Genomic DNA, 21,164 nt, shown 5'->3' on the forward strand with positions numbered 1-21,164 from the left:
ATAAGAGAATAAGAGAATAAGAGAATAAGAGAATAAGAGAATAAGAGAATAAGAATAAGAATAAGAATAAGAATAAGAGTAAGGGAAAGGGGAAATGGCCCGCCCTTCAGGATTCGAACCTGAGACCTGCCCCTTAGGAGGGGGCCGCGCTATCCAACTGTGCCAAGGGCGGGCAACATCGCTATGATAACCTGCAAAAAGCGCGGATTAAATTAAAGGCTATTAAGAATGTATAGTTTGATGGCGATGAGGCCGCTTAGATTTCCTTTAGTGCTGGTAAGCGGATTTTGAAACAGGTACCTTCGCCGACTTCGCTGCTCACTGTGATGGTTCCTCCGGCTGCAGTGACTATCTCGTAGGAAATTGACATTCCTAGTCCCGTGCCTTGTCCAACTGGCTTCGTGGTAAAAAACGGTTCAAATATCTTGTTGAGATTGCGTTTCTCTATCCCAACACCGGTGTCCGCGATTTCGATCTGCACGCTATCCTCGATATCGTAGGTTCTAACCGTGAGGACACCATTAAGCCCCTCCATTGCATGTGAGGCGTTCACCATAATATTAAGCAATACCTGATTGAAAGAGCTCGGCACAAGCTTTACGAGTGCTTGGCTGTTGAGATGCTTTTCCAGGGTGCAACTATACTTGATCTGATTCCAGACGATATTCAGTGTCTCTTCAATCAAGTCGTTAACCAACAACTCTTGCTCGTCTTGAGATTCTCTTACGAACCCCTTAAGGCTATTTGTGATTCCTTTTATGCGGGTGCAGCCGGTTAAGCTCTCGTCAATTAACGCATTCGCATCTGAGAGCACAAAATCGAGGTCTTCAATCTTGAGGGTGTTCTCAATCTTCTCTATAACCTCTTCATGTTTTAGTTTCTCTTGCTTTGTTAAGCCGGACATTAACTCTAGCAAATGCTTGCAAAGCTGATCTAAGAAGTAGGTGTACTCCTTAAGGGTACACATGTTGCTCATCATAAAGCCTACAGGATTGTTTATCTCATGGGCCACTCCAGCAGATAATTGCCCTAAACTCGCCATCTTTTCTGTTTGGGCGAGAGACTCTTTGGTTTGCAGGAGGTTATCTTCCATTGTCTTAATCTGCTTTCTAAGAGTGATCACTTCATTTTCCAACGTGATGACCTTGCTCTGTAAGGTACGTGTTCTCGCTGCTGAAGACGTTTGGGGCAAATGATACGCTATTGAGATGACCAATACCGATGCGGGTGCAACGACAAAAAAAACTAGCCAAATCTGTTCGTTTACAAACAAAAATGAGAATGCGGCTAAAAATAATATAAACACAACAACAAGGCTCATCAGTTTTCGTTTAGTGTTAAAGTCGTTGTTAGGCTGACGCACTGATTTTTGCTCCGGCATGTAGACCACAAAATAAATGAACCCGTATTTGACTTTAGAAATAGAAAAATAGGGCGGTAGAACCGATTATTGTCGGCTAGTATATTCAATATAGACCACTGTACCGTTTTGGGGGATTAGGTTGGAAACGCAGAATAGTATTTTGATTGTTGATGACGATCCGGATGTATTAAGTTCGTTGCGAAGAGTTTTTCGCCATTCAAAATATAGCGTGCACACATATTCGGATGCAGTGCTCGCGCTCGCGGCGCTGCCTGAAATCAAACCTGACTTGATCATAAGCGACATGCGTATGCCGAAGATGGATGGCGCAGAGTTTCTTCGCCATGCCAAAACTGCGCGGCCGATGACGCCTCGAATTTTGTTAAGTGGGCAGGCCGATAAAGATGACACGGTTAGGGCGGTCAACGAAGGTGAGATTTTTGCCTATGTTTCCAAGCCTTGGGATAACGAGCAGTTTTTAAATCTTGCGGATGAGGCTCTATTTCGGAGAGACAAAAACATAAAGAGAAATCGTGCGTTGCATAAGCTCAAAAAAATGCATGATGAATTAAGTGAACATAAGGCAGACATCGAGCAAAAACTTGAGATAGAGGCGTATCAACGTTCAGAAACGGTTCAGGCGCTCGACGACGCTTATGCCCTTATCGGAGAGAGCTTCCTCAATCTCTTGGATATGAAACAATCCGGACAGAGGGCCTTAGCCTATCAACTAGAGGAAGTCGTGCAGAAGCTGGCTGCTCGGCTTGGGGCGAGTGAAAAGGAAATTCGGGTGCTGACTCATGCGGCACGCTTACATGGTATAGGAAAGATCGGTGTACCCGACGCTATCTTGAATAAACCGTTCGCGAAAATGAAGGAAGATGAGCAGGCAATCTATAAAACCTACCCAGCAAACAGCGCTTGTACGATTATCGCTGTCGAAACATTTAGTGAGTGTGCAGATCTGCTTTTCAAACAAAAAGAAGCAGCGGATGGAAGCGGGTTCCCAATGGGCTTGCAACGACAAGAATTAGGTAAGTTGAATTTTATCTTTAACGCTGCGCTGGAATACTGTGAAAAAAGATATAGTCCTGTGGTTATTCCGGCAACGCATGAACAGGCAATTCAAAAGTTAAAACAACGCACGACAGCATTTGATTTAGAGATACTAAAAGCCTTGTCTAACCTCGAAACTGAACGGAAATTAGTGAAGCATTTTGATCATAATATTGTTGTGCCGCTTCATTCATTGGAGCCTGGCATGATTGTTAAAGAGGATATATTCGGCGAGCGGAATATGCTGCTTCTTAGAGGCGGCTCGCTGGTCACTGAGAGTCTGATCGACAAGCTTTCGAATATGCAAAAGCAGATGGGTGAACAGATTAACGTTAGTGTGATTATACCCAGCCAATCAGATTGAGCCGATCTTGAGAGGTTAGTATCTTTGTCAAAGCGGCCTCATAGCCAAACGAAAAAATCGTGAAGGGCTCAACGCATATCGCGTGCCGCGTGTAAAAACCTTCTAATTGTTGTTACAGACTTTTACGTGTAAAACAAACTCGTTGGTGGGGCCAAAACATGAATCAACGAGCTGCCTTGCATTTATCAAAGAGCTTTTCAATTAGAGCACTGCCAGTGCACCGATCTTTGATCAATTTTACATGGGGCTCACTTGTATAATCGGGGTTTCAGACTATATTCGTTTCAAAGTTCACGCGATTTTCGAGGGTAGATATGTCCCCACAAAGTATTTTTCTGATTGTTGCGGTAATCGGCTTGACGCCTATTGCTCTTTCCTACGGTTATGCACCGGCCACTTCTCTCGATTTTCTTTTTGGAATTGATGCAGGCTCGGTCAACGTAACGCATATTTTTCGTGCCGTAATGGGTCTTTACATGGCGCTTGCGCTATTTTGGGCGGCCGGAGCACTCAATCAGAAATATCGTCTTCCTGCGCTCTACAGCCTCGTTGTGTTTATGATCGGTCTAGCGGCCGGCCGCGCGTTAAGTTTGTTGTTGGATGGCATGCCGCATTGGTTGCTATTCGTTTATTTGTTACTGGAGCTCGGCTTTGGTTTGGTCGGTATAAAAATGATTCACAAAGAGCAATCTGAAACAGCGTAAGGATATTATATGAAATTGATTCTCCATCTACTTTTTGTGTGTGTATTGAGTAGTTTTTCCCTCACGGTATGGTCTGCTCAAGACCAGCCCAATATTTTTGTCATATTTACTGACGATATTGGGATCTCGAATCTGAGCGCTTATCACAATGGTGTGATGAGCAGTGAAACACCTAATATCGATAGCATCGCCGAGAAGGGAATGCTTCTTACCGACTACTATGCTCAGCCGTCTTGTACCGCTGGCCGCTCGGCCTTTTTGACGGGACAGTTGCCGGTGCGCACAGGCATGCACTCAGTTGGACTGCCTGGAGGGCCTGTTGGATTAAGCACAGAGACACCGACGCTCCCCGAGATCTTGAAAAAGCAGGGGTATGTCACTGGGCAGTTTGGAAAAAATCATCTAGGCGATCGAGATGAATTTTTGCCGACAATGCATGGCTTCGATGAATACTGGGGTTGGTTGTACCACCTAAATGCAATGGAATACACCGAAGACCCAGATTGGCCAAAAGATGGCTCGTTGGATGATTTCGCTCCGCGCAATGTGATTCATGCAAAATCAGACAGTAAAGGTGGCCAGACCATCAAGGATGACGGCGTGCTATCTATCGAGCGAATGCGCACCTTAGACGACGAAGTGAACAAGCACACTATCAACTTTATTGAGCGCGCAGTTGAGGCGAAGAAGCCGTTCTTCACCTGGTATTGTCCGTCTCGTGGCCACGTATGGACGCACTTATCTCCTAAGTACGAAGCCATGCTTGGACAAAATGGTTGGGGCCTGCAAGAAGTCGTTATGAAGGACCTCGATGACCATGTCGGAGAGATGCTCGCCAAAATAGAGGAGCTAGGTATTGCTGACAACACCATCATCATATTTACCGCAGATAATGGCCCAGAGATTATGACTTGGCCAGATGGCGGAATGACGCCTTATCGCGGAGAGAAAGGCACAACATGGGAAGGTGGTGTAAGAGCGCCTGCCTTAGTGAGCTGGCCTGGTAAGATTCCTGAGGGATCTGTTGGAAATGGTATTTTTGATGGCATGGATTGGTTACCGACACTTGTTGCAGCAGCGGGCGGTCCTGCCGACCTGAAAGAGAAAATGCTGAAAGGTTATGAAGGCTTTAAGGCGCATCTAGACGGCTACAATCAAACAGACATGTTGACTGGTAAAGGCGAGTCTAACCGTAAGGAGATTTACTACTATGAGCGAGACCAACTTCAGGCCGTTCGCGTCGGAGATTGGAAGGCGCATTTTGTTGTGCAAAACCATGGATGGAGTGGTCCAAAGGAAGAGCTGAATGCGCCGCTGCTGTTCAACTTGCGTCGTGATCCATTTGAGAGGGCTGCCGAAGAGTCTGGCATGTATCTGCGTTGGATGGGGCAAAAAATGTGGGCCTTTGGTCCGGCTCAAGCTGCAGTTAAAAAGCACTTGGCGACCTTCAAGGACTGGCCTACCGTGACGCCGGAAAGCGCTCCTCAAAACACAGGTGGGGTTGGTAACTAATCCCGTACAACGGCTCCCAAAGAGCCTAAGGCGAGCAAAATATATTCGGTGCTCTTAGGCTTTCTGAGTCGATTTCAAATCAAAGAACGCAACGCCCTCGGGTGTTGCGTTTTTTCTAGCATCAAGCACACCTATCGGCCGCTAAGTACTACATCCTTGTCCTAACAGTGTGTGGTAATCTATTGATTGCCTTTCTCTCGTTTTGCAAAGTCTTCCTTTGATTTCTCGCTACTATCGTCATTTACTATCGACCTGTACTCTCGACTTCACACAATCTGCCTAAACGTCATGCGGCTGAACCGCCAAAGATGCGAGCTGTCGGCTCTGTTCTATACACATTAGTTCCGCTTGAATGATTGGCTTTGCGGCGCTTTCAATACATTCCCTCGCGATTTTCGGTCGGGTTTAGCTGCGAAATATGACGGTAAAAAATGGAGCTTGCTGATGATCGAAGGAGCATTGCGCGGGCTAATCTGCGTCCAAAGCATCGCCAAAAACGGTTGATAGCCTCTTGTTAATAACCCTTAGAGCAATCGCTTTATGTACATTCTGCCGGTCTGCTATTGCAAGTAGATCGTTAAACGATAGGTGCGTAATACCTTGTGGGTCTGTCCATACAAGAAATTTTTGGCAAAAGGCGTCTAGCCCCAGAGTGGGCGCATCAGCCATTGCTTGACCACCCGGTGCCGGACCGCCAAATAAAATGAGATAAGCGGGAAGAAGGTCTACGCCAATCGCCTTGGCATTTGCTTGGAAATCTACGGCCCCAAATCGAACCGTGTCGTCCTGAGCGTCTATGGCGTCATAGATAATTTCAAGGGTCTTATCAAAATCGTATGGGCTGTCAAAAGTGACGATCCCATCAGGCTGCATGCGGTTATCTTCAAGCTGGACTAAGGCACTTGAGGGCGTGCCCGCCAGTACATGTTTTATGTTGTCCCGATAGTGCGCGCTGACGTCTTTCGTTGTGTTGTCTGCAAGCTGATATCGAGAGGAGATGTAGTCAAACGAATTATAGGTAAGTTTTGAGCTAGCATCGTCTGGTGACTCATAAGCCAGCACTCTCATTGGTAAATCGAGCGCGACTAAGGGGTTGAGCCGGATCATCGCCGTCTCTAGTTGAACATCTGAAAAAAGAACGACCCGCGCGGGACCCATGGAGGATCCAGCTTCTACCGCCAAACGTGAGTGGTCGATATCGTTAACGAGGGCAAGGTCGGGGTTTCGTGCAATGCTTGTCTTGATGATGGAGACGAACTGGTCGGTCTCACTGTATCGATCCGGGAGAATGGCCTCAGGAGAACCGCACGCGGCCAAACCAAAGCTTAAAAGTGATGCTAACCCAAAAAAACGCGCGCTGTTCAAAGCCAAAAATCTTATCCTGCGGGGGGATTAAATAGTTTAATGTCGCCCAATAATAGTACAGCATAGGTGATATTCAAGACAGCGACGGCACTGAGCGGGTTGTGCGCCGTCGCTCCAGAGCTTTGAAGAGACGCCACCCAAGCGAAGAGCTATTCTCTCGTTATCACACTACTTTGTTCAGTGTGTTCGGGTTTACCCAAAGGCCTTTTGAGCACACTCTAAGCATCGCTTGGTTTTAAGCGCGCATTTGCTATTGTCGAGTAAGCTGGTATTTCGCAACGAGCTTTTCTTGCTTGCTAGGAAGCATGTTGATCTGGTTAAGGTCTCCGTCTACAACCTCGACTAAACGCTTATCCATAACTTTAAACCAAAGCCAGGGGATATACGCCACAGAGAACATACCAAAGTAACCGTTTGGGAATGACGGTAAGTTGTCAAAATGGCGTAATGATTGATATGCCCGTGTAGCATTTGCGTGATGGTCCGAATGTCGCTGAAGATGGAAAAGGGCCCAATTAGAAAAGATGTGGTTACTATTCCAGCTGTGGTGGGGCTGTGGCCGCTCATATCGCCCAGACGGAAGCTTTTGGCGCAGCAACCCATAGTGCTCAATGTAGTTGGCAGACGTTAACTGCCACATAGACCAAAATGCAGCAATAAAAAGGTATGGCACCACTTCAGGCCCAAGCCATAAACCCATCGCTATATAAAACACGAGCGTCATTGTTAAGGTTTGAATGAACTCATTGCGCAGCGAAAACGGGTTCTTACCCTCTTTCGTTAAACGCGTATGTTCAATTTTAGCCGCGCGAATGATCGCATTAGGAAGCTCTCTCAGGGCGAAGCTGTAAATATTCTCCCCCATTTTCGAAGAGGCTGGATCTTCGGGAGTCGCGACCATCTTGTGGTGCCCTCGGTTGTGCTCAACAAAAAAGTGACCATAAGCGGCCGGTGCTAGTACGATTTTCGCTAGCCATTGATCGAGCTTATTCTTTTTGTGCCCCAGCTCGTGGCCAATGTTAAGACCATGCCCGCCGATATAGCCTGCAGTTAACGCTGAGGCGATGTATCCGCCCGCGCTTAAATCAGTGTTTGCAACAAACCAACCGATATATATGAACACGGCGATGACGATAGGGACATGGATGCGTGCAATTAGCTTGTAATACGGGTCTGCTTCAAGTTGTGGAACGACCGCTTCCGGTGGATTGCTTGTGTCCTCTCCCATTACAAAGTCGATGATTGGAAACAGCACGTACCAAAATGCGATAAACATCCAAAGAAACCATTCATTCAGGGTATTGTTGTAGAGTAAAGGCCCTGCAATGGCGAGCGCCGGAATCATGAGCGAAACCATCCATGCGTGACGCTTTTTGTCCGTGTAGGTTTCACCGGTTGGTGCAGTAAAAGTGCCAGCAGACATATTTGTTCTCCGTGCAGGTTTGTCGTTATTGTTTGTTGTCTGCAATACATTCGTGCGCGTTGCTAGCACTAACGAAATGCTTGCTGTGGATGTTATTGAAACACTAACAGCAATGAGAAATAAGCGTTGAAAGTGGCAGTGTTTCGTCATATTCTGCCAATCATGACGAGTAATACTGACTACCTCTTACCTTCTATTCACCCTAGCTATGCACGGTTGCTGGTAGCGCACCTACGTAATTTAGGTACAGAACCCTCTGAATTGTTCAAAGGTAATAGCCTTAGCTGGGTGAGTCTTTTGGAAAGCCAGAGCTTCATCAGTTTTGAGCAGTTTCGACGTTTACTAGAGCGTGCCCAGCTCAAGGCTTTAGAGGCGGATGACCGATTGCCCTTGGAGCTTGGGATATCAAGCATTAGTCAGGCCTCTTCGCACGGACCGCTTGGTTATGGCGCGTTAGCTGCTCCAACGGTAAAGGATACCTTTGAGCTCGTGCGCAAGATGATTGCTACGCGCATCGCCATCATTAGCATTGAAAGTGACGTGATGGAGGGCCAGACGATATTTCGAGTGGTCGAGAAGTTCGATCTGGATTCATTGCGACTATTCGTCTCGATAGTGTTGCTTTCATCGTTTGTCGACCTGATTGCCAAGACCACCGGAGTGAACAATACAGCGATCACGGTAAAGTTGCCTTTAGCAGAGTTGCCGCATCCCGATGCATACCAACAAAAATTTCCCAATGTAACCTTTAGTTTGAATAGTCAACATTTGGAGCTTGTGATTCCTGAGGACACCCTTCGTCAAAGATGCCTCACGGTGGACGAATTTGCCTATCGAAATGCACTTAGGGAGTGCGAGCAGCTATTACAGCAAGAAGTAAAAGGTGGTGCTTTTTCGAGACGCGTAAAAACCTTCCTGCTACGATGCGGTGGCGAATTCCCATTACAAGAAGAGGCCGCAGAGCATTTTGCTGTGTCGGTACGTACATTTATACGAAAGCTAAAAAATGAAGAGTCTAGCTATCAAACGTTGTTAGATGAGGTGCGGAAAGAACTGGTGGTTTGGTATTTATCCTCAGACGAACTCAGTATTGAGCAGATTGCTCTTAAGGTCGGCTATGCTGACACCTCAAATTTTTCACGCGTGTTTCGTCGTTGGTTTAATCAGACACCATCGGAATTTCGAAGCACGCACGAGTGATTTTGCGTCCCTCTGGGAACTTTTTAATTGCGTTGTGTTCAAAGTTAGATCGCTAGTAAGCCTAAAATAATTTTCAATGGAGTTGTTTGAATGTTGGATGTAAAACCGAGATTAATGGATTCAGAGTTTCCAAGCATCCAGAGGAAAGAGATATCAACACTTCAGGTTAATCTCGGTTATCTTTGCAATTTAAGCTGCACACATTGTCATGTGAATGCAGGACCTACCCGCAAAGAGTTAATGTCCAAGGAGACCATTGATGAGCTACTTGCACTAATCGATGCTCATGGTATCAAGACACTGGATTTAACGGGTGGGGCACCGGAGCTAAATCCACATTTTCGTTATTTCGTCGAAGAGGCGCGCGTACGGAAAGTGCATGTAATGGACCGGTGCAACCTCACCGTCTTGTTGGAGCCAGGGCAAGAGGGCTTGGCCGAGTTTCTTGCTGAAAACCAGGTTGAGGTTGTGGCCTCGTTACCTTGCTACACGGAAGACAATGTCGATAAACAAAGAGGCAAAGGCACCTTTAATGGCAGCATTAAGGCCTTAGCCCTGCTCAATAAACTCGGTTATGGCCGTGGCGATCCGAATCTTAAGTTAAGTTTAGTTTATAACCCGGTCGGCCCTTTTCTGCCACCGCCACAATCCGCGTTAAGAGCAGACTATCAGCGACATTTGTCGGAACATTTTGCCATCAATTTTGACGATCTTTACACGATTACAAATATGCCCATCGCACGTTTTGGTAGCGTTCTGTTATCGAAAGGGCAGTTTGAGCAATATATGGATCTGCTTAAAGAAGCGTACAGCGAGGCGAATCTTGAGCAGGTAATGTGTCGCACAACCATTAGTGTCGATTGGCAGGGCTTTCTGTATGACTGTGATTTTAATCAGATGCTAGAGCTGCCGATTCGTTCAAAACGCAATGATGTGATTGCGTCAGATAGAAACGCGATGCATATACGTGAGCTACTAAATACACCTTTGGATGGCCAATCGATCATCGTTGCGGAGCATTGTTTTGGCTGTACAGCCGGGCAAGGCAGTAGCTGCGGCGGCGCGCTGTGACAGAATTGGGTGAATGCGGTGCTAACTTCGAAGAAGGTATCACTGCACCTCTCTTTTCGATCATCATTCCTGTTCACAATGAAGAGGAACAAATAGAGCAGTGCATTCATAGTGCTTTCTGCGGTTTTTTCCCGAAAGAGCCCAAAAAACCGGCGTTGGCGAATAGGCAAGATGCTCTTTTGAGGTCAGAAGTCGAATTTATTGTGGTCGATGCGAATAGCCGTGACCGAACACCAAAGATAGTTGATGCGCTCGTAAAAGACTGCGCCTCAATAGGTACACTCATTAAGCATGTGCGCTCGCCGCAAGGTGGTCGCGCTCACCAAATGAATTACGGGGCATCGTTCGCCTCCGGTCAGGTGCTTGTTTTCCTTCATGCAGATACACGCATTGAACATGACTTCGCAATCGAGCTTAAGCGGTTTACTCATCAGAATAGGGTTTGGGGGTTTTGTCGTGTCAGGTTTGATAGCCTAGGTTGGGAGTACAAGATGTTGAGTTTTATGATCAACTTGCGCTCACGACTGTTTGGCATATCAACAGGGGATCAGACCCAGTTTGTTCAGTCCAAAGAATTTCATCGGGTAGGCGGCTTTCCTGCACAACCCCTGATGGAAGATATAGAACTTTCAAAATCGTTGAAGGCGCGTTCAAAGCCATTTTTACTCAATGCCTTCGTTAAGACATCTTCTCGAAAATGGCGAACAGAAGGTTTTTGGAGAACTGTCGTATTAATGTGGAAACTCCGTTTTTCCTACTGGCGCGGCGCTACGGCAGAAAGTATTCACCGGCGTTACTATCGACCGTAATTATCGACCGTAATTATCGATCGTAATTATCGATCGTAATTATCGACCGTAATTATCGACAGTAGTAAGCGGTCCTACCTGCCAAAGTATTCCGCACCCGCTGGGCTATAGACATCCTTTATGACAGTTATGTTCGCTATAACGTAATTTCACACCAATTTCGATGGTAATTTGATCTCGATCAATTAAAATGCGCGCAATCTTAATTTCTTGTTGATCTATTAATAGGTGTTTATATGTCTGTAGAGACTTTTGAAACTTGGAGCCTGACGATTGGAATTACAGTTCTTATCGCTTATATGGCTTACATCGTATGGGATTTGGCAAAGAAGTCTGACGCTGGTAAGTTCGGCACGGTTGTTCTTTTTGCTGCGCTTGGAATGGGTGCTGCGGGCTTTGTTATTAAAGCTGTTTTGGTTGAAACGCTTCAACTTTGATCTTTGATCTGATCGCATATTCGAAGCCTCGCTCTTAGCGAGGCTTTTTTGTTTCTGGGGTTTAGGTTCTGGAAATAGAGCTTCTTGGTGCGCTTACTCGTCAAGATGAAGTAGCCTTTTCTAACGCTCCTATCAACGTTAAAGCCTCATCAAAGTTTGCGCCGCAGGTGTCTTTTTCTGCGCGAAAGTTGCGACAGACATCCGGGCGCTGTTTATATACAGTACAGCGGTTTTGCTGATCCAAGTTAATACAGCGAACCCCTGCGGGCTTGCCATCTGGCATGTTTGGGAGTGCGCTGGATATCTGCGGTGCGATGCAGCAAGCGCCGCAGAATTCGTGACAATTCATGACAGGTTATGACCTTAAAAGAATCATTGTAGTATAACAACATCAAGCAGGGTAAAAGGGTGCGAGTCCTTTATTGCTCGGATTACGCTTGGTTCTCTGTTCTGCATTGCGGGTGGTATCGACGACTAATTTGGTTAATCTGTTTTTGGTTTCCTTGTCTAGTTCCTGAGCTTCTTTCGCGAAGTGTGCGGCTTCAAACAGCCTCACTAGTTGCCTAAATTCTGCCTCTATGTCTTGACTGATTGTTGGCGCCAACTCTGAAAGCAATTCGAACCAATGTCTGGCCTTAACTGCGAGGCTGTGGTCATTGGATTTTACTGCGTCGGTTAGCCGATCGCTTAGTGTCGAAAGTTGCGCCTCTGCTTCTGTGCCTGAATGCAGTTCGTGAGGGGCTGTTGGAGCGGGCTGACGACTGAGCCTTCTATAAAGGTATGCAGCATGCATAGCCCACAACGTAAGCGCCGTTAAGGTTGCGTAGATCCATAACGTGCCGCTGGCTGATTCTGCTGTCACGGCGCCGTGATCGTCCTCGGTAATTGGTGTAATGATTGGCGTATTACCGAGGGTGCCATTATCGGATTCAGGAAGAACGTCATTCATTTCAAGCGGCGGCGCATTCTTCTCAGTGTTTTGCTGAGAGTGGGACGCATATTCGTCAGGAAGTATCGTAATGACGCGCTCTGGAACCGTAGCGGTTCTTTCTCGATCATTCACTGTATCCCACCATTTGAGCTTAATGGCGGGCAGTGTGTATTCGCCTGGAGAAATCGCGACCATTGCCTGTGTTTCAAGACGCGAGCTCTGAACGCCTTGCGCATGTTCGCTTGCGTTCACCTGAGCTTGATCTGGATAAATTTTCATTCCGCTAATAGAAGGGGCTGGCAACTCTGGTAGTGCTGATCCGAGTAGGCCTAGCGCGGAAATGCTGATCTTTCTTGTGATCGAGTCGCCTTGTTTAATCTCGGTGATATCAGGGTCGTATGTTTCGTTGATGAACAAACTCGTAGCGGGTAGCCACGTTTCGCCGCTGAATGTGCTTGGTGGTTGTCTAACTTGGAGGGCAACTTCGTTTGAAAGCTCTCTTGCCCGTCCGCGTCGCCGGGTGCGCGCATCGACAACGGTGCCGCTGAATTCTTGAGCGGATATGGTTAAAGGCCCACTCTTTTGAGGGAATAACAAGTAACGGCGCTCATAGACTTCGTAGCGTTGGTTAAAACGCATTTTATAGGTCTTGCTCGTCTCTCCGAGAGGCTCAATGATAAGATCTGGGTGCGTTGGTTCACTCATATCGCCGCGAGCCTCCCCAAGCGTATACAGCTCGAGCGTGTAAATGATCTGCTCTTGTAAGTAAGGCGAGGGTTTGTCGATACTCGCCTTCAAAAAAACGGGCGGAGGGTTCGATTCGTCGCGTGGACGATTCCCCGCAATGACGTCGATGTTTATCGGGGAGCTGGTCGAATCCTGAAATGTCGCTTGTGGAACTTGTAACACGCCACTTCGCTTTGGGCTTAACGCATAACGCCATGTAATGAGGCTTTGCGTTTTGCCGTTTATGGACTGCATATTGTAGCTTTGCTGTTTATCAATGATTTCCCAGTCTTGCTCAATGCCCTCGAAACTAGGTGATTCGACTTGCGCTCCGCCAAAATTCATCAAGCCACCAAGACTGAAATCCAGCTCTGAATTCACTTGCACTGTGAGGTTCAGAATCTCATTCTGATAGAGCTTGTTCTTATCAACGCTCAGATTGAGTTCCGTCGCTGCTGAAGCACTCAAGGCGTTCCCAAGCAAGAAGAGCAGGGCTAATAGATTGGCCCTAAGTGACAGGAACGGGACGCGGTTTACCATAGTGGTTCCTCTGAATAATGTTCTCTACTGCGCTCTCTCGCTTGTTGCTCGAACTTACGACGCAACAGACCGGATGGGTCGTCTGGTACGCGGCGCATCCACTGCTCATAGGAGCGTTGTTCTTCCGAAGAAAGCGACTCCTCTATTGCCATGGATTGGTTTTCGGTTGGTGTTGGTTCCTCAAGCGCCTTTCGCTGCTCTGGGGTGAGATTGGTATCGGCTAGGCTTTCAGCTTTTTTCGCGCTGGGGTCTGAATTCTCTGAACCTCCTTGAGACTGCTGAGCCTGCTGATTCATTTGCTCAATATCGCTCGTTGATTCAGGCATCGCCTGTGAATGTTGCGCTTCATCTTCGCTCTGAGCTGTGTTGTCGGTGGTGTTTGACGTTGATTGCTGCGCTTGATCTTGTTGGTTTTCGTCTTGCTCTTGGCTCGAACGTTGGCCGCTTTCCTGACTATTTGTATCTTCTGATGACTGTCCTTGTTGTTGGGATTGTTGCTGTTGAGATTGTTGGTCAGAATTGGTTTCAGAGCTTTGCTGAGAATCTTGACCCTCGGATTGCTCGCTTGGCGGACCTCCAGCCTGTTCTTGCTCTTCTAGCATGCGTTCGATAATTGCTTTGTTTGCGAGAGCCTGCTCATTGAGTGGCGCTTTCTCAAGTGATCGTTCATATGCTTCGAGCGCCTCAGGTAGTTGTCCCGCGCGCGCACGGGCGTTGCCTAGATTATAAAGGTTTTCGGCGTCTTCAAACTGAGAATAAAGTTCTGCCGCCTGCTCATAGTTCCCTGACCGGTAAAGTGCATCGGCTTTGTGTCGCGGAGACGTATACAGTTGCGCGGCAATATCGTAGTTACCTTGTTGGACTTGACGCTGAGCTTGCTGATCTGGCGTCAACCACAGATCGCTAAACTCAAACGCATCCGCCTGTTGAGGACTGATAAAGATTAAAAGAATAAGAAGGCCGCCTTGGCGATACGCAAGCAAGCAAAGGGGGAGTGCCAGAACGAGAAACAAGAAACCCATATCTTCCCACTGATCGAATTCTCCGCGAAGAGCATTTTGTTGATGTTCTGAACTTAGTAGGGTGCCTGCTGCGTTTATCGCTTCAAGGTCACTGTCGTTCAATGCTAGTTCAGAAAATACGCCGCGATTTTCTATAGCGAGCGCCCTGAGTGGCGCTAACTCAGTCTTCGCGATCACCACTGACCCACCGTCTTTGAGATAACCGCGATTATCTGGAAGCTTTATCGGTCCGCCTTCTTCCGTGCCTACCGCAATGATGTTGAGCTCGAATTCTGTGCTAGTAAGCATGTCTGTAATGCGGTCAATTTGATGTGGAGCAACGCCATCGGTTACCAGGACAATTCGCCCCGTAGATGAGCCGGTTTTAGCCAAAAGATCCTTGGCCTGGTCTACCCCAAGGTCCGGACGGCTGCCGATGACTGGCATGATGAGTGGCTCGAGTGCTGCAAGGTTCGACTCGATTGTGCGCATGTCATCGGTAAGCGGGGTAACGACAAAGCTGTCACCTGAGAACGCGATTAACGCAGTGCTACCTTCTTTCCGCATACTTAATAGATCGACAATTTTTTGCTTCGCCCTGACTAGTCTTGAAGGCGGGGTATCTTCAGAAAGCATCGACAAAGATAAATCCATTATAACGACCATGTTGTCGCTACGCTGAGTTGCAGGTTGAGGTTTTTCAATCCAGCTCGGACCTGCGGCTGCAATCAAGAGCAGTGCGAGCGATGTCAAAAGTAACCCAGTGCGCGTGCGCTTCTTGCGGGCTACGTTTTGCTTTCCCTGCATCGCCTGAAGTAAGGTCGGGTTGATGTGCTGGCTCCAAGAATTGTCTCTGGTAACGCCTTTACGAAGCAACCAAATCAGTAGCGGCAATAGCACAAGCAGGGCAAGTAGTTCGGGCCTGAGGAAGTGTAAGTCTGGCAGGTGGTTAAGCAAGTCCATCGCGCCTTGCCTCCTGTCTCTTGTTGGTTCGCATGCGTTGAGCAACAACAATGAGCTTATATAAAACAAATAGGAATAGAGCGATGAGCACAGGCACGTGGACAAGGGATTTTTGTGGCCGATACGTACGCTTTGCAGATTCGATGGGCTCTAACGTGTCAATTTCGGCGTAGATCTGCTCGAGCTCCTCCGTGTTTCTTGCTCGGAAATACGCCCCCTCGGTTGTGTCTGCGATGGTTCGCAACATATCTTCATCCAAATCAGCAGAGGGGTTTACAGTACGAGAGCCGAAAAAGCTTCGTTGCAACATCTCATCGGCACCAATGCCAACGGTGTAAATTTTCACGCCGAAACTACTGGCTAATTGGGCCGCCTTTTGAGGTGGTATCTCGCCAGCTGTGTTGGCGCCGTCCGTAAGCAATATCAATACACGGCTTTGCTCGGGTCGCTCTTTCAAACGCTTCACGGCGAGGGCAATTGCATCACCAATCGCGGTTGCTTGACCAGCCATACCAAGAAATGCTTCTTGCAAAAGTGTATTGACTGTCTCGGTGTCGAACGAAAGCGGCGACTGAACGTAAGGTTGTGTTCCGAACAGGATCAAACCGATCCGGTCACCTTCGCGGCGCTGTGAAAAATCTCCGACCACGCTCTTTACCACATCGATTCGCGTGGCACGTCGTCCATTTAAGGGCATGTCTACTTCTTTCATGCTTGGCGAAATGTCGATTGCTAACATCAGATCACGTCCCTCTAGCGGTAGCTCGACGCTCGCACCAAAAAACTGTGGGCGCATTAATCCAACTGTAAGTAGGATCCAAAGAACATAGAGAAAAACTTTCTTTCGTTTGTGTTCGCGCTGCGAAGAGACCGTCGCAAAACCGTATTCTGCATGGGCTTGTGCGTAGGCCGAGATGGCTGGCGCTGTCATTTCTGGATTTTGACTTTCATCGCTTCTCAAACTGCGAAACAGCAGAGGCAATAGTGCAATAAGAGCTGCGTAAGGCCATACGAAATCAATTTGGTCGATTACTGTGAGTAGCTCCATCAACGCTGCCTCTTAAGCCATTTTTTTAGGCTTTCAAAAAAGGCCCTATCAAGGCGCGTCGCAACGGGGGCGTAATGACCAGATGCTAAAAGGTCTTTGTCTTGCTCGGAAAGGAAAGGAAGCTTCTCGTCTAAAGTCTGCTTCCATGCGTCGGATGTTTGCGTTCGATAGTCGGCAGAGCCTTGCTGACTGCTGAGGATGCGTTTTAAAAACATATTTACTTCCGCGTTGAGACGACTTGCATCCCGATGACCTGTGTCAGATGTTAGGTCTGGTGTCGATTTGAAATATCGTCTCTCGAGATCTAGCAGCGCTAGCAGCGCCTCTTTCCTATAACGTAACCTTTGATGCCTCTTAATAAAAAAGACAAATGTAGCGCCAACGACAGTAACGCCAACGAAAATCAGCAGCCACCACCCAATAGCAAGTGGCCACCATGTGATTGCCTGCGCCTCGATTATGTCATTGAGCTGAGCGAGCGGATCAAGCGCATTCATCGTCGTCCAACACCCCGAACTTGGTTGGTAATTTGATGTAGCTGTGAGTCAACCGACTTGCCTGTAGAAATGTCCCAAAAGTTGGTGTTCCGAGATTTTGCTAGTTGCGATAGTTGACGCTCAATGTTGTCGTCCCATGCACGAAGAGCCGAATGCGTTTGCTGCTCTTCTGGACTCAGATAAAACACATCGTCACCATTACGTATTGGCAGAATACCGCCTACTGGAAGCGTGTGTTCAAGAGGGTCGCTACAGCGAAGAAGTATTAACTCATTATGACGAGCGAGAGCGCTGAGCTGTTGGCTTGCCTTGGCATCTAATCGATGGAAATCGCTGATTACGAAAACCAAGGTTCCTGGGCGCGTGACTTGATTCGCCTCAATGAGCGCTTCAGTGAATGAATGCTTATCAAAAATGCCGCCCTCGCTGAGCGAAGTCGCTGTCAGCGCGTTGTTGGCTTCTTCTAAATGCTTGAAGTAACGCAATAATGCTTTTCGGCTACGGGCCGGTTTTACGGTCAACTTGGCTTTTTCATTAAACACAATGCCGCCGACACGGTCGTTGTGTGACAGTGCACTCCACGCCAATAGTGCAGCGCTTCTTGCCGCGAGAACGGATTTCATGCAGTCCTTGCTGCCAAAAAACATCGATGCTGACTGATCACATAAAATCATGACGGGTCGCTCACGCTCTTCCTGAAAGAGTTTCGTATGGGGGCTCTGCCGTCTCGCCGTTACACGCCAATCAATACTGCGAACATCGTCTCCTGCTTGATAAGGCCGCACTTCGGCAAACTCCATGCCTCTGCCTTTGAAGCGAGAGTGATGAGAGCCACTCTGTACTTGACTCGCTACTCGCGCTTTTAAGTGAGACAGATGTTTGGCGTGGGCGTTGAGAGACACCAGTTCTTCAACACTGGTGTATACGCCGTCGCCCAAAAGTTCAGGAAGTGTGTGAGAGTGTGGTTTGCTCGCCATTAGACTGAATGCCCTCGACGTCTCAGAATACGGCTAAGCAACGGGCACGCTTGCCAGCAGACATTCAAGAACTGCCTCAACACTTTGTCCTTCCGCCTCTGCATCAAAGCTAAGCAGTACACGATGTCGAAATACGTCGTGCAAAACCGCAGCAACATCTTCAGGGCTGACGAAATTCTTGCCTTGAAGCCATGCATAGGCTCGAGAACATCGATCAAGCGCCAAAGTACCTCGTGGACTTACGCCGTATTCAATCCATCTTGCGAGCTCTGCACTAAACGGCTGAGGGTTCCGAGTCGCCATGGTCAAGTTGACGATATAATCCTCAACGGCATCGGCCATGTGAATTTGCAGAACCTCTTGTCGCGCTTGCATGATTGCTGCCTGACTTACCGTGATCGCCTCGACTTCGTCACTGCTACTTGAGGCGAGTGCCTCTCCACGAACGAGTTTAAGTATGGCTCGTTCCGCGTCCGCATCAGGGTAGTCAATTATTACATGCAGTAGAAATCTATCAAGCTGGGCTTCTGGCAATGGATAAGTGCCTTCTTGCTCGATCGGGTTTTGGGTCGCCATTACCAGAAATAGATCGTCAAGAGGGTATGTTTGTTTACCCACACTGACTTGCCGCTCAGCCATTGCTTCCAAGAGTGCCGACTGCACTTTTGCGGGAGCACGGTTGATTTCATCTGCAAGAATAAGGTTATGAAAAATAGGCCCTTTCTGGAACTCAAAGCTACCCGTTTCCATGCGGTAGATTTCTGTGCCTGTGACGTCTGATGGCAACAAGTCTGGGGTAAATTGAATCCGTTGGAAATTGCCTTGGATGTTGTCTGAAAGCGCTTTTATGGCCTTGGTTTTTGCAAGCCCAGGCGCGCCCTCAACAAGTAGATGCCCGTCCGCCAACAGACTAATCAATAGTCTTTCGACAAGATGGGGCTGGCCAATAATAGATTTTTCCAATGATAGGCGTAGCTGCTCAAATACCTGATCAGATCCCATTCACCGCTTCTCCAACAAGGTTGTATGAGTATATTAAGAATGGTAAAGCTAAAGGAAGCGTCGTTAATACGCAATTTCTATGCAATGAACTATTCTTAATCGTGCTTCTTATTAATAAAAAATCGCCACGCTTCGTTATCTGGGGCCATCAAGGACTGAGCGAAGACTAATTTTGAGTCTAGGATTTATGAAACTGATCGAAACGAAAGACAAACGCGCCATCGTCAAGCAACTTGATACACTCGTAAAAGAACAAATTAACAAGTCAAAACAAGAGGCCGTTCGCGGCTTTCTAACACGTTTTATTGACTCCGCCTATACCGAAGAATTTGTAGGGCGAAGGGTTAATGACGTTTTTGGATACCTGATTAGTTTATGGAAATTCGTTGAGCAACCACTGACAGCAAAAACCAAAGTGTCGATCGACAACCCGGGGCTAGAAGTGGATGGATGGCAGTCGCCACACACAGTCATCACGGTGTTGATGGACAATGTCCCGTTTATCGTAGACTCGCTTCGTATTGCGCTTACGGATATGAATTTGCGTGTGCAGGGTATTCAAAACGTTATCTTGAGCAGCGAACGTGATGGCAATGGTAAATTGAAAGCGCTTGAGCCGGGCTCAAAGCGATCTGAGTCCTGCAGGGAAGAGGCGTTGATTCGCATCGAAATTGATCGAATTACCAAACAGGATCAAATACGTTCACTGTGCGACAAACTTGATGGGGTGTTGTCGGAGGTTTTTTCGGCGGTCGATGATTACCCATTAATGCTGGATCGCGTGGGAGCGATTACGAAAAGCTGGGCAGATAAGGGGCACTCTCATGCCTCAAAAGAAGATCTTGAAGAAGCCTCTGCATTCATGGATTGGTTGGCAAGCAATAGCTTTACCTTTCTTGGTTATGTTGAATATGACATCGAGGGTGCGGGCGCCGATCGCGTGCTGGTTCGTCAGGATAAGACGGCACTCGGAATACTCAAAGATGCGTATAAAAGCGACGCCAAAGTTGTTTTAAAAGACGTGCCAAGACACACTCGTGAACACATTTTGGAAAAAGAAATATTCCTTTTTGCAAAATCATCGCGAAGGTCGCGCGTTCATAGGCCGGCATACGCTGATTATGTGGTGGTCAAAAAGTTCGATGACAAGGGCGATGTGGTTGGTGAGCGCCGGTTTTTGGGTTTGTACACGGCCCGTGTATTCAATGATGATTTAAATAACGTTCCGCTGTTGCGACAAAAAGTTGTGCAGGCCAGAGACTTGTCTGGCTACGATCTTCGTGATCATGCTGGAAAAGAGTTTGAACAATTAATGTCTGCCTTCCCGCGGGATGAGCTGTTTCAGGTGAGCGCAGAGCGACTCTATGGCGCAATTAATTCCGCGCTTTATGCCCAAGAGCGCCGCAAGGTAAGTATTTATCTGCGGGAAGATGCTTTTGGACGTTTTGTGTGTGCGTTGGTCTATGTGCCACGAGACATATTTAATACCGATCTAAGGCTGAAAATTCAGCATTTGCTGGTAGATGAGCTGGATGCAGAAGACATAGATTTTAATACTCTGCTCTCTGAATCCCCTTTGGCGCGTACACAATTTAATATCAAACTCACCGATAAAGTGCCATCGCGCGCTAAGTTTGAAGCGATCGAACAGAAAATTCTCGGTGTCGTTATTTCCTGGCATGACGACTTGGAAGCCGCACTGACAGAACAGTATGGCGAAGAACAGGGTAGTCATCTCGCAAAGCATTATCGCCAAGGTTTTAATGCAAGTTATCGTGAAGCCTTCACGCCACGACGCGCCGCTTTAGATTTAAGTCATATCGATACGATTGCGAATGGCGGCGGCTTGGAAATGAGCTTCTACCGTTCCATGGATGAAGGTGAAGACACGTTCCACTGCAAGCTATTTGTTGGTGATGAGCCGGTCACGCTTTCTGATGTTATGCCGATCTTCGAGAATATGGGTTTTCGAGTGATCGGGGAAAGCCCGTTTATCGTGAAGAGCCTCTCCGGAAATGTTATCTGGATGCATGACTTTTCGCTCCAATCGCATAGTGGCAAAGGCATTGATCTCGCCAAAATTAAAGATAAGTTTGAAGTCTTATTTAAAGAAATATGGGATGAGCGAGCTGAGAATGACCGATTCAACCGGCTATTGGTCACATCCTATTTGGA

At 47.5% G+C, this 21,164-nt stretch carries 17 protein-coding genes, 1 tRNA gene and 1 pseudogene; 8 read left to right on the forward strand and 11 right to left on the reverse strand.

Features of this window, described 5'->3' with window-relative positions; translation table 11 throughout:
- Positions 1-95 precede the first annotated feature (95 nt).
- Together A3750_RS07380 and A3750_RS07385 are read right to left on the reverse strand one after the other, a co-directional pair.
- Positions 96-172: transfer RNA gene (locus A3750_RS07380), tRNA-Arg, on the reverse strand.
- 84 nt (positions 173-256) lie between these two features.
- A complete protein-coding gene (locus tag A3750_RS07385) occupies positions 257-1,381 on the reverse strand; it encodes a sensor histidine kinase (protein ID WP_068454556.1) in 1,125 nt (374 codons plus the stop codon).
- A gap of 121 nt (positions 1,382-1,502) precedes the next feature.
- On the opposite strand from A3750_RS07385, the gene A3750_RS07390 reads away from it, so the two are divergent.
- From A3750_RS07390 to A3750_RS07400, 3 genes are all read left to right on the forward strand, one after another.
- The gene (locus A3750_RS07390) at positions 1,503-2,783 is read left to right on the forward strand and encodes a response regulator (protein WP_068454559.1); all 1,281 of its coding nucleotides are present in this window, start codon (positions 1,503-1,505) and stop codon (positions 2,781-2,783) included.
- Between the two features lie 314 nt (positions 2,784-3,097).
- A complete protein-coding gene (locus tag A3750_RS07395) occupies positions 3,098-3,487 on the forward strand; it encodes a DUF4345 domain-containing protein (RefSeq protein WP_068453337.1) in 390 nt (129 codons plus the stop codon).
- Positions 3,488-3,496: 9 nt separating this feature from the next.
- Positions 3,497-4,999 carry an arylsulfatase gene (locus tag A3750_RS07400; protein WP_068453339.1) on the forward strand — a complete coding sequence of 501 codons (1,503 nt, stop codon included), beginning with the start codon at positions 3,497-3,499 and terminating at the stop codon, positions 4,997-4,999.
- Between the two features lie 468 nt (positions 5,000-5,467).
- On the opposite strand, the gene A3750_RS07405 is transcribed toward A3750_RS07400, so the two are convergent.
- The gene (locus A3750_RS07405; RefSeq protein WP_068489967.1) at positions 5,468-6,370 is read right to left on the reverse strand and encodes a DUF302 domain-containing protein; all 903 of its coding nucleotides are present in this window, start codon (positions 6,368-6,370) and stop codon (positions 5,468-5,470) included.
- Positions 6,371-6,614: 244 nt separating this feature from the next.
- Positions 6,615-7,787, reverse strand: coding sequence for an alkane 1-monooxygenase (locus A3750_RS07410; protein ID WP_068453355.1), 1,173 nt, complete (start codon positions 7,785-7,787; stop codon positions 6,615-6,617).
- 132 nt (positions 7,788-7,919) lie between these two features.
- Between A3750_RS07410 and A3750_RS07415 the strand changes: the two genes are divergently transcribed.
- The 4 genes from A3750_RS07415 to A3750_RS07430 all read left to right on the forward strand — a co-directional run bounded on the left by A3750_RS07415 (position 7,920) and on the right by A3750_RS07430 (position 11,304).
- Positions 7,920-8,987, forward strand: a complete 1,068-nt coding sequence (locus A3750_RS07415; protein ID WP_068453343.1) for an AraC family transcriptional regulator — start codon at positions 7,920-7,922, stop codon at positions 8,985-8,987.
- Positions 8,988-9,077: 90 nt separating this feature from the next.
- Positions 9,078-10,058 carry an arsenosugar biosynthesis radical SAM (seleno)protein ArsS gene (arsS, locus tag A3750_RS07420; protein ID WP_068453345.1) on the forward strand — a complete coding sequence of 327 codons (981 nt, stop codon included), beginning with the start codon at positions 9,078-9,080 and terminating at the stop codon, positions 10,056-10,058.
- Positions 10,055-10,867: a TIGR04283 family arsenosugar biosynthesis glycosyltransferase gene (locus A3750_RS07425; protein WP_197466200.1), complete on the forward strand. Its 813-nt coding sequence runs from the start codon at positions 10,055-10,057 to the stop codon at positions 10,865-10,867. The genes arsS and A3750_RS07425 overlap by 4 nt, the downstream gene beginning before the upstream one ends.
- A 236-nt stretch (positions 10,868-11,103) precedes the next feature.
- The gene (locus A3750_RS07430) at positions 11,104-11,304 is read left to right on the forward strand and encodes a DUF2788 domain-containing protein (protein WP_068453347.1); all 201 of its coding nucleotides are present in this window, start codon (positions 11,104-11,106) and stop codon (positions 11,302-11,304) included.
- 100 nt (positions 11,305-11,404) lie between these two features.
- On the opposite strand, the gene A3750_RS07435 is transcribed toward A3750_RS07430, so the two are convergent.
- From A3750_RS07435 to A3750_RS07465, 7 genes are read right to left on the reverse strand one after another with little or no spacing between them, the layout of a single operon-like run.
- The gene (locus A3750_RS07435; RefSeq protein WP_068453349.1) at positions 11,405-11,653 is read right to left on the reverse strand and encodes a YkgJ family cysteine cluster protein; all 249 of its coding nucleotides are present in this window, start codon (positions 11,651-11,653) and stop codon (positions 11,405-11,407) included.
- A 42-nt stretch (positions 11,654-11,695) separates the two neighbouring features.
- Entirely contained in the window at positions 11,696-13,501 is a 1,806-nt protein-coding gene (locus tag A3750_RS07440) for a BatD family protein (protein WP_068521429.1), read from the reverse strand.
- The gene (locus A3750_RS07445) at positions 13,495-15,465 is read right to left on the reverse strand and encodes a VWA domain-containing protein (RefSeq protein ID WP_068491339.1); all 1,971 of its coding nucleotides are present in this window, start codon (positions 15,463-15,465) and stop codon (positions 13,495-13,497) included. The genes A3750_RS07440 and A3750_RS07445 overlap by 7 nt, the downstream gene beginning before the upstream one ends.
- Positions 15,452-16,513: a VWA domain-containing protein gene (locus A3750_RS07450; protein ID WP_068456726.1), complete on the reverse strand. Its 1,062-nt coding sequence runs from the start codon at positions 16,511-16,513 to the stop codon at positions 15,452-15,454. The genes A3750_RS07445 and A3750_RS07450 overlap by 14 nt, the downstream gene beginning before the upstream one ends.
- Positions 16,513-17,010, reverse strand: a complete 498-nt coding sequence (locus A3750_RS07455) for a DUF4381 domain-containing protein (RefSeq protein WP_068466190.1) — start codon at positions 17,008-17,010, stop codon at positions 16,513-16,515. The genes A3750_RS07450 and A3750_RS07455 overlap by 1 nt, the downstream gene beginning before the upstream one ends.
- Positions 17,007-17,987 (reverse strand): DUF58 domain-containing protein, encoded by a 981-nt coding sequence (locus A3750_RS07460; RefSeq protein ID WP_068456603.1) that lies wholly within the window; start codon positions 17,985-17,987, stop codon positions 17,007-17,009. The genes A3750_RS07455 and A3750_RS07460 overlap by 4 nt, the downstream gene beginning before the upstream one ends.
- A gap of 33 nt (positions 17,988-18,020) precedes the next feature.
- On the reverse strand, positions 18,021-18,989 hold the full coding sequence (locus A3750_RS07465; protein ID WP_068456605.1) for a MoxR family ATPase: 969 nt from the start codon (positions 18,987-18,989) through the stop codon (positions 18,021-18,023).
- A gap of 187 nt (positions 18,990-19,176) precedes the next feature.
- On the opposite strand from A3750_RS07465, the pseudogene A3750_RS07470 reads away from it, so the two are divergent.
- A pseudogene (locus A3750_RS07470) lies at positions 19,177-21,164 on the forward strand (NAD-glutamate dehydrogenase domain-containing protein); the annotation flags it as partial.

The sequence above is a fragment of the Oleiphilus sp. HI0079 genome (assembly GCF_001635105.1).

Bases quoted from the DNA above. Each gene is read 5' to 3' on its own strand.
- A3750_RS07395 (WP_068453337.1), top strand. From the start codon at position 3,098: ATGTCCCCACAAAGTATTTTTCTGATTGTTGCGGTAATCGGCTTGACG.
- A3750_RS07450 (WP_068456726.1), bottom strand. From the start codon at position 16,513: ATGGAGCTACTCACAGTAATCGACCAAATTGATTTCGTATGGCCTTAC.
- A3750_RS07385 (WP_068454556.1), bottom strand. From the start codon at position 1,381: ATGCCGGAGCAAAAATCAGTGCGTCAGCCTAACAACGACTTTAACACT.
- A3750_RS07400 (WP_068453339.1), top strand. From the start codon at position 3,497: ATGAAATTGATTCTCCATCTACTTTTTGTGTGTGTATTGAGTAGTTTT.
- A3750_RS07435 (WP_068453349.1), bottom strand. From the start codon at position 11,653: ATGAATTGTCACGAATTCTGCGGCGCTTGCTGCATCGCACCGCAGATA.
- A3750_RS07440 (WP_068521429.1), bottom strand. From the start codon at position 13,501: ATGGTAAACCGCGTCCCGTTCCTGTCACTTAGGGCCAATCTATTAGCC.
- A3750_RS07410 (WP_068453355.1), bottom strand. From the start codon at position 7,787: ATGTCTGCTGGCACTTTTACTGCACCAACCGGTGAAACCTACACGGAC.
- A3750_RS07465 (WP_068456605.1), bottom strand. From the start codon at position 18,989: ATGGGATCTGATCAGGTATTTGAGCAGCTACGCCTATCATTGGAAAAA.
- A3750_RS07430 (WP_068453347.1), top strand. From the start codon at position 11,104: ATGTCTGTAGAGACTTTTGAAACTTGGAGCCTGACGATTGGAATTACA.
- arsS (WP_068453345.1), top strand. From the start codon at position 9,078: ATGTTGGATGTAAAACCGAGATTAATGGATTCAGAGTTTCCAAGCATC.
- A3750_RS07460 (WP_068456603.1), bottom strand. From the start codon at position 17,987: ATGGCGAGCAAACCACACTCTCACACACTTCCTGAACTTTTGGGCGAC.
- A3750_RS07445 (WP_068491339.1), bottom strand. From the start codon at position 15,465: ATGGACTTGCTTAACCACCTGCCAGACTTACACTTCCTCAGGCCCGAA.
- A3750_RS07455 (WP_068466190.1), bottom strand. From the start codon at position 17,010: ATGAATGCGCTTGATCCGCTCGCTCAGCTCAATGACATAATCGAGGCG.